The organism is Sphingomonas panacis, from assembly GCF_001717955.1.
Taxonomy (GTDB): domain Bacteria; phylum Pseudomonadota; class Alphaproteobacteria; order Sphingomonadales; family Sphingomonadaceae; genus Sphingomonas; species Sphingomonas panacis.
The window spans coordinates 4,810,804-4,823,784 of record NZ_CP014168.1 but is presented as its reverse complement, the minus strand read 5'-3'; the positions used below and the strand labels follow the sequence as shown (position 1 = coordinate 4,823,784).

The following is a 12,981-nucleotide window of genomic DNA, read 5'->3' as shown; positions in this document are numbered from 1 at the left end:
GAGGCCAGCCGGGAAAGCAATCGACAGGTTGTCTAAACTCCCTCGCTTCCGGGCAGATCGGCCAACTGGGGGCGAGGTCCGCCCCCACGCCGCCATTGTCGCCGACATGAACAATGGCCGAAACGCGAGAGCGTGGCGGCGCGCCGCACGGCAGGTCGCGTGAGCATGGCCTCTTTCGTCGGTAACACGCCCGGTTTGGCCTTACCCCACCAGCGCGCGATCCCTCAGCCCGCGCCATACCCGCAGCGCTTGCACCGTCTCCGCCACGTCATGCACGCGCAGCACTTGCACGCCGGCGTCGGCACCTTTCAGCGCGAGCGCGACCGAGCCGCCGAGGCGTTCCCCGACCGGGGCTTCGTTCGAGAGCGCGCCGATCAGCCGCTTGCGGCTCGCGCCGAGCATGATCGGGCAGCCGAGGCCGTGGAACAGCGCGAGGCCATTGAGCAGCGCGAGATTGTCGGCGAGCGTCTTGCCGAAGCCGATGCCGGGATCGACCAGGATCTTCGCGCGATCGACACCGGCGGCGACCACCGCGTCGATGCGGGCTTCGAGCCAGTCGTACACCTCGGTCAGCACGTCGCGGTATCCGTCGCCGCCGTGCGGGCCGCGTTTGGGGTCGGGCGAGTGCATCAGGATCACCGGCGCGCCGGCAGCGGCGACGATGCCGGCGGCGCGATCGTCCCACAGCAGCGCCGACACGTCGTTGACGATCACCGGGCCGAGCGCGAGCGCGGCCTCCATCACCGCGCTCTTGCGGGTGTCGATCGAAACGAGCGTGCCCGCGCGCAGCAGCCGCTCGGCGACCGGGGCGACGCGCTTGGCCTCGTCGCCTTCCCATACCAAAGGCGCGCCGGGGCGAGTCGATTCACCGCCAAGATCGATCAGCCCCGCGCCCGCTGCCGCCATCGCGACACCGGCGGCGGCGGCCGCTTCGGGATCGTCCTGGAGTTTGCCGCCGTCGGAGAAACTGTCGGGGGTAACGTTGAGGATGCCGGCGACCACCGGCTGATCGAAGCGCAGCGTGCGCGCGCCCAGCGTGAGCGGCGCGCGCGGCGCGACGATGCGCGCGTGGATCGCGGCGGCACGCTCGCCGAGCGTGGCGATCTCGGCGACGGGGACGGTGCGCTTGGTGCTGCCTTCGATCACCTCATACGCCGCGAACCACAGCATCCCGCCCGCCAGCCGCGCGACGCCGCCATCGGGGTGCGAGGCGGGGGTGTCGACGAACTGGGTTGGGCGGAGGTGGAGGGTGGTCATCGCTCGGCTCGTAATCTCCACAACCCGTTCGTGTCGAGCGAAGTCGAGACACCCTGCGCAACCGTCGGGCTTGTCCCTCGACTGCGCTCGGGACGAACGGATGTGGTGGGTCGCCTCAACCCGCCATCACGGCTGCGTCGCCAGCAGATACGTCTGCCGCAGCGTGTCGATCGGGGCCAGGCCGGTCTCGGTTTCGATGTGCCAGAAGGTCCAGCCATTGCACGCCGGCGCGTTCTGTACGAGCGAGCCGACCTTGTGGATCGAGCCGTTGTGCGTGCCGCATGCGCTCTGCACGCTGCCGTCGGCGCGGACCAAAGCGCGGTGTTTGCGCTTGGCGTCGCTCAGCACCACGCCGGGGGTGAGATAGCCGTTTTCGACCAGCACGCCGAACGCCACTTTCGGCGCGGCTTTGGGCGATTGCATCGTCGTCAGCGCGCTCTCGTCGAGTGGCAGCGCCGCGTCGATCCGCTCGCGCGCGGCGGCGACATAATCGTCCTCGCGCTCGATCCCGATCCAGTGGCGGCCGAGCCGCTTCGCCACCGCGCCGGTGGTGCCGGTGCCGAAGAACGGATCGAGCACCACGTCGCCGGGCTTGGTGCAGGCGAGCAGGATGCGGTAGATCAGCGCTTCGGGCTTCTGCGTCGGGTGGACCTTGACGCCATCCTTCTTGAGCCGTTCCTGACCGCCGCAGACGGGGAATTCCCAGTCGCTGCGCATCTGCAACTCATCGTTGAGCGTCTTCATGCTGCGATAGTTGAAGGTGTAGCGCGCCTTCTCGCCCATCGACGCCCAGATCAGCGTCTCGTGCGCGTTGGTGAAGCGCGTGCCCTTGAAATTGGGCATCGGGTTCGACTTGCGCCAGACGATGTCGTTGAGGATCCAATAGCCGAGATCCTGGATCGCCGAACCGACCTTGAAGATGTTGTGATAGCTGCCGATCACCCAGATCGAGCCGTTGGGCTTGAGGATGCGGCGCGCCTCGGCGAGCCATGCGCGGGTGAAGGTGTCATAGGCCAAGAGGCTGTCGAACTTGTCCCATTCGTCGGTGACGGCATCGACATGGCTGCCGTCCGGGCGCGACAGATCGCCGCCGAGTTGGAGGTTGTAGGGCGGATCGGCGAAGATCATGTCGATCGAATCCGCGGGCAAAGCCCGCATCGCGGCGATGCAATCGCGCTGGATGATCTGATCGAGCGGTAGCTCGACCGGCACCAATGCCACTGGCGCCGCCTTGCGCGCCTTAACCTTCTCCATCAGCCCCATGCATGTACCCCCGCTTCCAAGTCCGCACCTTCCTGCGGATCGCGAGACTCGCGTCAAGCGAACATTGGTTAACGATTCCCGTTGCTAAATCGTTAACGCAGCGGAACATTTCGGGAAGGTTTCCAGATGTTGAGTCCCGACTTATCCACAGGCCCCAGCGATAGCGTGTGGCAGCGAAGACTCGGCCTCCCGAAAAAAAGCGGCGACCGGCGCGAAGCTGCGGCGATGGAGCGGGGAGGGGCCGTGTTCGCGCAAAGCGCGCAGGTGTTCGGGTGCGCCATAGCCCTTGTTGGTGATCCAGCCGTAATGCGGATGCGCCTCGTGATGCGCGAGCATGATCGTGTCGCGGGTGTGCTTGGCGATGATCGAGGCGGCGGCGATCGACAGGCTGATCGCGTCGCCTTTGACGATCGGCGTGGCGGCATGGCCCCACTTCGGCAGGCGGTTGCCATCGACGAGGATATGGCCGGGCACGCAGCCAAGCGCTTCCACCGCGAGCGTCATCGCCTTCATCGTCGCCCAATAGATGTTGAGCGTGTCGATCTCCCCCGCCTCGACGATGCCGATGCCGATCTGCGCGCACCCGCGCAGCCGGTCGTGCAGTCGCGCGCGTTCGGCGGCGGGGAGCTTCTTCGAATCGTCGATGCCGCGCGGCACCCCTTTGGCGGGCAGGATCACCGCGGCGGCGACCACCGGACCGGCGAGCGGACCGCGCCCGGCCTCGTCGACACCGGCGACGGGGGCGAGGCAGAGTTTTTCGTGTTTGAGGCTGGGCATCAGGCGATCCGCCATGCCGGAAAGCGCCGCGCCTCGCCAGCCTGGTAGAGACAGAGCGCGTTGCCGGCGGGATCGCGCGTGCGCGCCTCGCGCCAGCCCCAGCGCTGCTCGACCGGATCGTCGACCGATGCGCCGGTCGCGCGCAACGCGGTGACGGTGGCGTCGAGATCGTCGCATTCGAGATAGAGCATTGCGCCGTGCGGCGTCTCGTCCGTCGCCTCGATCGAGAGGGTGACGCCGCCCTCGCTCTCGAAGCGGGCATAACGCGGCGCGGCATCGACGATACGGGTGAGGCCCAGCGCTTCGTAAAAAGCGGCGCTCGCGGCGAAATTGGTGAGCGGCAGCGTGATCTGGTTGGGCGTGGGCGCGGGGCGGGGGCCGTCGAGCCGGACGGTGTGATGCCCCATCGGCCCGTGCCCGCCACCGAATCCGGGCGCACCGAGCATCGCAAGACGGACGAAGCTGCGCGCGCGCGCGATCGCATGCGGCAAAGGTGCGCCGCGCGCGAGTTCGGTCGCGATCGCCGAGGCGAGCGTGCAGCCGGTGCCGTGGGTGTGGCGGGTGGCGATGCGTGGGCTGTTCCAGCGCGCGATCTCGCCGTCGGGGCCGACGAGCCGGTCGGTCAGCGTGTCGCCGTCGGCGTGGCCGCCTTTGGCGAGGATCGGGGTGCATATGCGGGCGGCCAGCGCTTCCGCCTCCCCCGCCGTTCGTGCTGAGCGTGTCGAAGCACGTGCATCGAGCGCCGCGCCTGCGACACGCCCTTCGACACGCTCAGGGCGAACGGAGAGAGAGAGCGCGGCCAGTTCGGGCAGGTTGGGCGTGACCAACGTCGCGAGCCGCATCAGCCGGTCGAACGCGGCGATCGTGTCGGCATCCGCCAGCACCGATCCGCTGGTCGCGACCATGACGGGATCGAACACGATCGGCACGCCGAGCGCTTCGATCACATCCGCCACCGCATGCGCGGTTTCGGCCGAGCCGATCATGCCAATCTTGATCGCGTCGACGCCGATGTCGGACACGCAGGATTCGATCTGCGCGACCACTATGTCGGTGGGGACCGGCATCACCGCCTGTACGCCCATCGTGTTCTGCGCGGTGATCGCGGTGATCGCGGTCATGGCGTGGCCGCCGAGCATCGTCACCGTCTTGATGTCGGCCTGGATGCCGGCGCCGCCGCCCGAATCCGAACCGGCGATGATGAGGATGCGCGGGGTCGTCACGCATGGCCCTTGAAATAGCGTATTGTCGAGGCGGGATTGCCGGCGAGCGCCTTGCCGGTGCGCGCCGGGCGGTCCATCAGCTCGCCGCCGCAATTGGGGCAGCGATCGTCGAGATCCTCGGCGCATTCGGCGCAGAAGGTGCATTCGAACGAGCAGATGAACGCGCCGGGGGCGTTGGCGGGGAGATCGGTGCCGCAGCGTTCGCAATCGGGGCGCATTTCGAGCATTTCGTGTCCTTTTCTCCCCTCCCGCTTGCGGGAGGGGTCGGGGGAGGGCGTGTCCAAAGGGTGTCGCGTTCGCGGGCAGGCCCTCCCCTAGCCCCTCCCGCGAGCGGGAGGGGAATATGTTGCGATTACGCCGCCGCCGCCCTTACCGCGTCGCAGATGCGATCGACCACGCGCTCGACCTGACCCGGATCGTCGCCTTCTGCCATCACGCGGATCACCGGCTCGGTGCCCGAGGGGCGGATGACGAGGCGGCCTTTGCCGGCCAGTTCGGCCTCGGCTTCGGCGATCACGGCTTTCACCGCTTCGGCCTCCAAAGGCTTGCCGCCGGCGAAGCGGACGTTCTTGAGCAGTTGCGGCAGCGGGTCGAAGCGGTGAAGCAGTTCGCTCGCCGGCATGCCCGAACGGACCAGTTCGGCGAGGATCTGCAACGCCGCGACCAGCCCGTCGCCGGTGGTCGCGTAATCCGACAGGATGATGTGCCCCGACTGCTCGCCGCCGACATTATAGCCTTGCGCGCGCATCGCTTCGAGCACGTAGCGGTCGCCGACCGAGGTGCGCACCAGCTTGATGCCCTGCGTGGCGAGGTGCCGCTCCAGCCCGAGGTTGGACATCACGGTGGCGACCAGCCCGCCCTGCTTGAGCCGACCGGCGCGCGCCCAGCCGCTCGCGATCGTCGCCATGAGCTGATCGCCGTCGATCACCTTGCCCTGCTCATCGACCACGATCAGCCGGTCGGCATCGCCGTCGAGCGCGATGCCGATGTGCGCGCCGCTCGCCACCACCGTTTCGCACAGCACCTGCGGCGCGGTCGAGCCGACACCGTCGTTGATGTTCTTGCCGTTGGGGGTGACGCCGATCGCGATCACCTCGGCACCGAGTTCCCACAACGCCGAGGGCGCGACCTGATAGGCGGCGCCGTTGGCGCAATCGACCACGATCTTGAGACCGTCGAGCGTCAGGCCGTCGGGGAAGGTCGATTTGGCGGCGTGGATATAGCGCCCGCGCGCATCCTCGACCCGGCGGGCGCGGCCGATTTCCTCGGCGGGGGCGAGCGCGACCTCGCCGTCGATCAGCGCCTCGATCGCGAGTTCGTCCGCGTCGGACAGCTTGTAGCCGTCGGGGCCGAACAGCTTGATGCCGTTATCCTGGTACGGATTGTGGCTGGCCGAGATCATCACGCCGAGATCGGCGCGCATCGCATGCGTCAGCAGCGCCACCGCCGGCGTCGGCATCGGCCCGACCAACACCACGTCCATGCCGACCGAGGTGAAGCCCGCCACCATCGCGTTTTCGAGCATATAGCCGGAAAGGCGCGTGTCCTTGCCGATCACGACGCGGTGGCGATGCTCGCCGCGCCGGAAATGCGCGCCCGCCGCCATGCCGACCTGCATCGCCATCGCCGCCGTCATCGGCGCCTTGTTGGTCAGCCCGCGAATGCCGTCGGTTCCGAAATATTTGCGTGCCATGCCAGCCCTCTGGATCGGTTGTGTCAGCTCAGTAACGCCGCCGCGCGCGAAGCGCGAGGGGCGGGGTTGGAAGGGTTCAGCGCGTGCGGGTCTCGCCGCGCGTATCCAGCCCCGCCGCCGCCGGTTCGGCAAGCCCGGCTTCGCCGAGCATCGCGTGATCGACCGGCGCGTCGAGCAGATCGAGGTGCATCAGCCGCTTCACCCACGGGCTGACCAGCACCACCAGCACGCCCACGCCGATCGAGAACCACGAGATGCTGGTGTAGACGTGGAGCACCTGATCCGGCCCGGCATTGTCGCCGCCGGTCGCCTGCGCGATCACCGAGGCGATGAAATTGCCGGCAGCCGTCGCCAGGAACCACGTGCCCATCATCAGCCCGGTCATGCTCGCCACCGACAGCCGCGTCATCGACGACAGGCCGATCGGCGAGAAGCACAGCTCGGCCATCGAGTGGAACATGTAGAGCAGGATGATGAACAGCGCCGGGGTCAGCCCGTTCCCGCTCGCGGTGGCGCCGGCGACCAGCACGATGAAGCCGACGCCGACCAGCATCAGCCCGATGCCGAATTTCAGCGGTACGCTGGGCTCCAGCCGCCGTTTGGCGAGCCATGTCCACAGGCCCGCGAACAGCGGCGCCAGCGTGATGATGAAGGCCGAATTGACCGACTGGAACACCGATGCCGGCACGGTCCAGCCGAGCATCACGCGATCGACCCGCTCGTCGGTGAAGACGTTGAGCGACGAGCCGGCCTGTTCGAACAGCGCCCAGAACAATGGGCTGAGCGCGACGAGAAACATCGCCGCGAAGATGCGGTCGCGCTCGACGCGCGGGAGCGTCCACACCGCCAGATAGACGATCAGCGCCACCGTCAGCGCCGAGAACCCGCCGAGCAGCAGGCCGACCGCGCCTTCCGAACGGATCAGCCACCAGGCGACGCCGATCGAGAGGAAGGCCGCGATATAGATGATCCATTCGCGTGACAGCCCGGCCACCACCGGCTTGCGCAGCAGCTCCGGCGATACCGGTCGGCCGACGCCGTGAAGCTCGCGCTGGAACACCACGAACACGATCTGCCCGAGCACCATGCCGATGCCGGCGGCGCCGAAGCCCCACGACCAGCCCACCGTCTCACCGAGGATGCCGATGATGATCGGGCCGATCCACGCGCCGGCGTTGATGCCCATGTAGAAGATCGAAAACGCCGGGTCGCGGCGGATATCGTTGCGCGCGTAGAGCTGGCCGACCAGCACCGAGATATTGGCCTTGAGGAAGCCGGTGCCGATCACGATCGTCGCCAGCGCGAGATAGAAGCCGTTGAGATAGATGCCCTGCTCGCCGACCGGCCCCTCGAACAGCGCGATCATCAGATGGCCGATCGCGATGAGGATACCGCCGGCCAGCACCGCCTTGCGCGCGCCGAGATACCGGTCCGCCAGATAGCCGCCGATCACCGGGGTGACGTATACCAGCGAGGTGTAGGCGCCGTACACCGCGTAGGACGGGTCTTTCGCGAACAGGAAATGCTTGGTGAGGTAGAACACCAGGATCGCGCGCATGCCGTAATAGGAGAATCGCTCCCACATCTCGGCGAAGAACAGCATGAACAGCGCGCGGGGGTGGCCGAACAGCGTTTTCGCGTCAGCGGGCACGCCCGGGGCGGATTCGGCGATGGCCATGTACGCAACAACTTCCTGAAAACCCTGCCGGAACGCCCGGCATGCAAGCGCGCGAAACTAGCGGCATTCCGGCGACTGTAAATATCCCCGCCGCCACGCTACATCGCGGGCATGTTCAACGACACCAGTTCGCCGCTCGCGCTGCTTTCCACCCGCCGCTCGGGCAAGCCGCGCGACATGATCGCCCCCGGCCCTTCGCCCGAGCAGATGGAGACGATCCTCACCATCGCCGCGCGCACCCCCGATCACGGCAAGCTCGCGCCGTGGCGCTTCGTAGTCGTGCCCGACGACAAACGCGACCGGCTCGCCGAGGTCATCACCGATGCGTACCGCGCCGAGCGGCCGCAGGCGACACGAGTCGAGATCGATTCGCTCGTCCAGTTCGCGCATCAGGCGCCGGCGCTCGTCGTCGTGCTCTCGGCGCCGCATCCGACCAGCAAGATCCCGACGTGGGAGCAGGAGCTTTCGGCCGGGGCGGCGTGCATGAACCTGCTCGTCGCCGCGCATGCTTCGGGCTTCGTCGGTGGCTGGCTGACCGGCTGGCCGGCCTATTCGGATGCGGTGCGCGACGCATTCGGCGCCGCGCCCGAGCGGATCGCCGGCTTCATCTTCCTCGGCACGCCCGAGCGCATGCTCGACGAGCGGCCCCGGCCGAATTTGGGCGAGGTCGTTTCCACCTGGCAGGGGTAAGGACTGGACGCGACGCCCTGCTGCTGTATTAAGGTGGCATGACAGCGCTCAGCAACGACGACAGCCCCGTATACATCCGGCTGCGCGGTACGATCGCGGCGGCGATCCTGCGTGGCGATTATCGCGCGGGCGACCAGCTTCCCTCGGTGCGCGCGCTCGCCGCGCAGCACGGCGCCAACCCGCTCACGGTGGCGAAGGCGTATCAGACCTTTCAGGACGACGGTTATGTCGAGGTGCGGCGCGGCGTCGGCATGTTCGTGCTGGCGGGCGCGGCGGAGAAGCTGCGCGATGCCGAGCGGGCTTTGTTCCTGACCGAAAGCTGGCCGCGCATCCGCGACCATATCGGGTTGCTCGGTCTCGATCCCGCCGATCTGCTGGAGCGCAGCGACGCCTGAGTTCGGCCCGGCGCAATCGTGTTCCTTTTCGGCGAAGAATGCGCTTGAAGCGACGTGATGCGCACATCCGGCACGATCATTCTGGGCGGCCTCGCCGCATTCGGCGCGACCGCCGCCGCCGCCGCGCCGCCCGCGCTGGTGCCGCTGCCCGCCTCGATCATCGCGCAGCCGGGCAGGGGATTCGACGTTCCGACATCGCCGCGCCTGCGTGTCGCGCCGCACGATGACGCCGCCCGCGCCGCCGCCACCGCCTTGCGCGACCGGCTCGCGAGCACGACACGCCTGCGCCCGAGCGTCGTCGAATCCGCCGAGCCAAGCGCCGGCGACATCGCCTTCGCCAGCGATCCCGCCGCGCCGGGCGGCACGGAAGGCTATTCGCTCACCGTCGCCGACACCGGCGTCACGATCCGCGCCTCGGCGGCGGCGGGGCTGTATTATGGCGGCGTTACCTTGTGGCAGTTGCTCACCCAGCAGCCCGGCGGGACCACCCATCTCGCGGACGTGACGATCGCCGATCAGCCGCGCTTCGCGTGGCGCGGGCTGATGCTCGATTCGGCGCGGCACATGCAACCGGTCGCCTATGTCGAGCGATTCCTCGACTGGATGGCGGTTCACAAGCTCAACCGGTTTCACTGGCATCTGACTGACGATCAGGGCTGGCGGATCGAGATCAAACGCTATCCGCGCCTGACCTCGGTCGGCGCGTGGCGCACGGCGGTGGCGCCCGATACGATCGCGCCGGACGGTACGCCGGTCACGCGCTACGGCGGCTTCTACACGCAGGACCAGATCCGCGCGGTGGTCGCCTATGCCGCCGCGCGGCACATCACGATCGTTCCCGAGATCGACCTGCCGGGGCACAGCACCGCGCTGATCGCGGCATACCCCCGGCTCGGCGTGCGCGGCTTCGCGCCCGAGCCGGTCGCATCGGACTGGGGGCTGCTGCCCGAAGTGCTCAACACCGACGAGGCGACGATCGCCACGGTCGAGAACATCCTGACCGAAGTGATGGCGCTGTTCCCCGGCAGGTTCGTCCATCTCGGCGGCGACGAGGTCGATCCGACGCAGTGGCAGACCTCCGCCGAGACGCAGGCGCGGATGACGGCGCTCGGCCTCAAGGACGCGCCGGCGCTCGAACGCTGGTTCATCGCGCGGCTCGGGCGCTTCCTGGAGGCGCATGGCCGCCGGCTGATCGGCTGGGACGAGATTCAGGAGGGGGCGACCGGCGCGGGGCTCGACTCGCAGGCGGCGATCATGTCGTGGCACGACGGGGACGGCGCGGCCAAGGCGATCGCCTCCGGGCACGATGTCGTCATCGCGCAGGCGCCGCTCTATTACCTCGACAACCGCCAGAAGAACACCGCCGACGAGCCACCCGGCTGGAGCGACATCGTCACCGCCAGGATGCTCTACGAGCATGATCCGGTGCCCGCCGGCCTGTCGCCCGAGGCGCGGCGCCATGTGCTCGGGCTACAAGGCCAGATGTGGACCGAGCGCGCGCGTCGCGAGGATTGGGTGACGCAGATGGTGTGGCCGCGCGCCGCCGCCATCGCCGAGGTCGGCTGGAGCCCGCCCGCACGCGACTGGGACGGCTTTCAGAGCCGCATGGCGGTGCAGCGTGCGCGCTACCGGCTGATCGGTCTCGACGCCGGCACGGAAGTCGCAGCGCCGCCCGCGCCGGGGCCGCGCCGCGCGAGCATCGATCTCGATTTCTGCACACCCGGCGCGACCGCGTTCATCCTCGAAGCGCCGCCGCGCGCGGGCGGCGGCACCGCGCTGGTCCGCGTATCGCCGCAGCATCCGTGCTGGCTGTACCGCGCCGCCGATCTCGACGCGGCACGGCGGCTCGATGTCGCGGCGGTGAAGCTGGCGTTCAACATGCGGCTCGGCAATGCCGCGCCGATCGCTCGCCTCGCCAAGCCGCGCACCGCCGCCGGCGAGATCGACGTGCATCTCGATCGGGTCGACGGGCCGCTCCTCGCCTCGCTCCCGCTCGGCGGCTGGCCGGCGGACGCGGACCGCCATGCGCTGTCGGCGGCGCTGCCGGGCGGAGGCGGCAGACATGACCTGTATTTCGTACTGACCGGCGCCGATATCGATTCGCGCGCCAAGGTGCGGCCGCCGATGATCGCGGTCGAGAGCGTAGCGTTGCAGTGACCAACCCTGTCTCCGGCCACAGCATTGCGGGCGAGACGCTCACGCGCGCCGACATCGCGGCGCTGGCCGGCGCGGCGCCGGTGCGGCTGATCGACTGCGATCTCGCCGAGGCGGAGCTTGGCCGGCTCGATCTGTCGGGCTGGAGCTTCGAAGCGTGCGACCTGCGGCGTGCCGACCTCTCCGGTGCCCGGCTGGAGCGAACGCAGTGGCGATCGTGTCGCGGCGCGTTCGCGAGCTTCACCGGCGCGGACCTCGGCGACGCGGTGTTCGCGGCGAGCGATTTCAACAACGCGCTGCTACGCGGCGCGACATTGTCGTCGGCGTCGTTCACGAGCTGCAAGCTGACCGGCGCCGACTTCACCGATGCGCGCGCGCTCGATCTGCGCTTCGAGGAGACATTGCTGATCGACGCGCGGCTGGCAGGCTTCTCGTTCCTCAAGCAGACGCTCACCCGGCTCGATCTCAGCCGTGCGGACTTACGTAAATGCGACTTCCGCCATGCCGTGTTCGAGGCGTGCAGCCTGCGCGACGCCAACATGGCCGGTTCGCGCTTCACCGGCGCGGATTTGCGCGGTGCCGATCTCGGCGGCTTGCGGCTGGTCGATGCCGCGCTGTTCCGGGGCGCCACCATCTCGCGCGACCAAGCCGGGCAATTGCTGGGCGAACTGGGCCTCAACGTGCGGTAGCGCAGTCGGGAAGAGGGCGATAAGAGGCGCGCAAGCAGGAGACACCTTATGAAAACCCGCGCCGCCGTAGCGTTCGAAGCCAAGAAGCCGCTGGAAATCGTCGAGCTCGATCTCGAAGGCCCGAAGGCCGGAGAAGTGCTGGTCGAGATCATGGCGACGGGCATCTGCCATACCGATGCCTATACGCTTGACGGGCTCGACAGCGAGGGACTGTTCCCGAGCGTGCTCGGGCATGAGGGTGCGGGCATCGTGCGTGAAGTGGGCGCGGGCGTCACCAGCGTGACGCCGGGCGACCATGTCATCCCGCTCTACACCCCCGAATGCCGCCAGTGTAAGTCGTGCCTCAGCGGCAAGACCAACCTGTGCACCGCGATCCGCGCCACGCAAGGCAAGGGGCTGATGCCCGATGGCACCACGCGCTTCTCGTACAAGGGGCAGCCGATCTTCCATTACATGGGCTGCTCGACCTTCTCGAACTTCACCGTGCTTCCCGAGATCGCGGTGGCGAAGATCCGCGAGGACGCGCCGTTCAACAGCGCCTGCTATGTCGGCTGCGGCGTGACGACCGGGGTCGGCGCGGTGGTCAACACCGCCAAGGTGCAGGTCGGCGACAATATCGTCGTGTTCGGGCTGGGCGGGATCGGCCTCAACGTGTTGCAGGGCGCGCGGCTGGCGGGCGCGAACAAGATCATCGGCGTCGACATCAACCCCGATCGCGAGGAATGGGGCCGCCGCTTCGGCATGACCGACTTCATCGACGCGCGCGGCAAATCGCGTGACGAGACGATCGCCGAAATCCTCGCGCTGACCGATGGCGGCGCGGATTATACGTTCGATTGCACCGGCAACACCGAGGTGATGCGCACCGCGCTCGAGGCGTGCCATCGCGGCTGGGGCACCAGCATCGTCATCGGCGTGGCCGAAGCGGGCAAGGAGATCAGCACCCGCCCGTTCCAGCTCGTCACCGGCCGCAACTGGCGCGGCACCGCGTTCGGCGGGGCGAAGGGGCGCACCGATGTACCCAAGATCGTCGACTGGTACATGAACGGCAAGATCGAGATCGACCCGATGATAACCCACCTGCTGAGCCTCGACGAGATCAACAAGGGTTTCGAGCTGATGCACTCGGGCGAGAGCATCCGTTCGGTCGTGGTGTATTGAT

At 68.2% G+C, this 12,981-nt stretch carries 12 protein-coding genes; 5 read left to right on the top strand and 7 right to left on the bottom strand.

What is annotated here, in order from left to right; translation table 11 throughout:
* Positions 1–201 precede the first annotated feature (201 nt).
* From folP to J0A91_RS22370, 7 genes are all read right to left on the bottom strand, one after another.
* Positions 202–1,257, bottom strand: coding sequence for a dihydropteroate synthase (folP, locus tag J0A91_RS22400; protein ID WP_069206754.1), 1,056 nt, complete (start codon positions 1,255–1,257; stop codon positions 202–204).
* A 126-nt stretch (positions 1,258–1,383) separates the two neighbouring features.
* Positions 1,384–2,520, bottom strand: coding sequence for a site-specific DNA-methyltransferase (locus J0A91_RS22395; RefSeq protein WP_069206753.1), 1,137 nt, complete (start codon positions 2,518–2,520; stop codon positions 1,384–1,386).
* Positions 2,521–2,661: 141 nt separating this feature from the next.
* The gene (locus J0A91_RS22390; RefSeq protein WP_069207580.1) at positions 2,662–3,297 is read right to left on the bottom strand and encodes a ribonuclease HII; all 636 of its coding nucleotides are present in this window, start codon (positions 3,295–3,297) and stop codon (positions 2,662–2,664) included.
* Positions 3,297–4,520 carry a bifunctional hydroxymethylpyrimidine kinase/phosphomethylpyrimidine kinase gene (gene thiD / locus J0A91_RS22385; RefSeq protein ID WP_069206752.1) on the bottom strand — a complete coding sequence of 408 codons (1,224 nt, stop codon included), beginning with the start codon at positions 4,518–4,520 and terminating at the stop codon, positions 3,297–3,299. The genes J0A91_RS22390 and thiD overlap by 1 nt, the downstream gene beginning before the upstream one ends.
* Positions 4,517–4,747, bottom strand: a complete 231-nt coding sequence (locus tag J0A91_RS22380) for a DUF1272 domain-containing protein (RefSeq protein WP_069206751.1) — start codon at positions 4,745–4,747, stop codon at positions 4,517–4,519. The genes thiD and J0A91_RS22380 overlap by 4 nt, the downstream gene beginning before the upstream one ends.
* Before the next feature lie 125 nt (positions 4,748–4,872).
* A complete protein-coding gene (glmM, locus tag J0A91_RS22375) occupies positions 4,873–6,213 on the bottom strand; it encodes a phosphoglucosamine mutase (RefSeq protein ID WP_069206750.1) in 1,341 nt (446 codons plus the stop codon).
* Between the two features lie 76 nt (positions 6,214–6,289).
* A complete protein-coding gene (locus tag J0A91_RS22370) occupies positions 6,290–7,891 on the bottom strand; it encodes a peptide MFS transporter (protein ID WP_069206749.1) in 1,602 nt (533 codons plus the stop codon).
* Positions 7,892–8,002: 111 nt separating this feature from the next.
* On the opposite strand from J0A91_RS22370, the gene J0A91_RS22365 reads away from it, so the two are divergent.
* The 5 genes from J0A91_RS22365 to J0A91_RS22345 are packed head-to-tail and all read left to right on the top strand — an operon-like array spanning position 8,003 to position 12,980.
* Complete coding sequence (locus J0A91_RS22365; RefSeq protein ID WP_069206748.1) at positions 8,003–8,581, top strand: nitroreductase family protein; 579 nt, start codon at positions 8,003–8,005, stop codon at positions 8,579–8,581.
* 38 nt (positions 8,582–8,619) lie between these two features.
* Positions 8,620–8,976 carry a GntR family transcriptional regulator gene (locus J0A91_RS22360; RefSeq protein ID WP_069206747.1) on the top strand — a complete coding sequence of 119 codons (357 nt, stop codon included), beginning with the start codon at positions 8,620–8,622 and terminating at the stop codon, positions 8,974–8,976.
* Between the two features lie 57 nt (positions 8,977–9,033).
* Complete coding sequence (locus J0A91_RS22355; RefSeq protein WP_069206746.1) at positions 9,034–11,133, top strand: family 20 glycosylhydrolase; 2,100 nt, start codon at positions 9,034–9,036, stop codon at positions 11,131–11,133.
* A complete protein-coding gene (locus tag J0A91_RS22350) occupies positions 11,130–11,819 on the top strand; it encodes a pentapeptide repeat-containing protein (protein WP_069206745.1) in 690 nt (229 codons plus the stop codon). The genes J0A91_RS22355 and J0A91_RS22350 overlap by 4 nt, the downstream gene beginning before the upstream one ends.
* Positions 11,820–11,867: 48 nt before the next feature.
* The gene (locus J0A91_RS22345) at positions 11,868–12,980 is read left to right on the top strand and encodes an S-(hydroxymethyl)glutathione dehydrogenase/class III alcohol dehydrogenase (protein WP_069206744.1); all 1,113 of its coding nucleotides are present in this window, start codon (positions 11,868–11,870) and stop codon (positions 12,978–12,980) included.
* Position 12,981 lies beyond the last annotated feature (1 nt).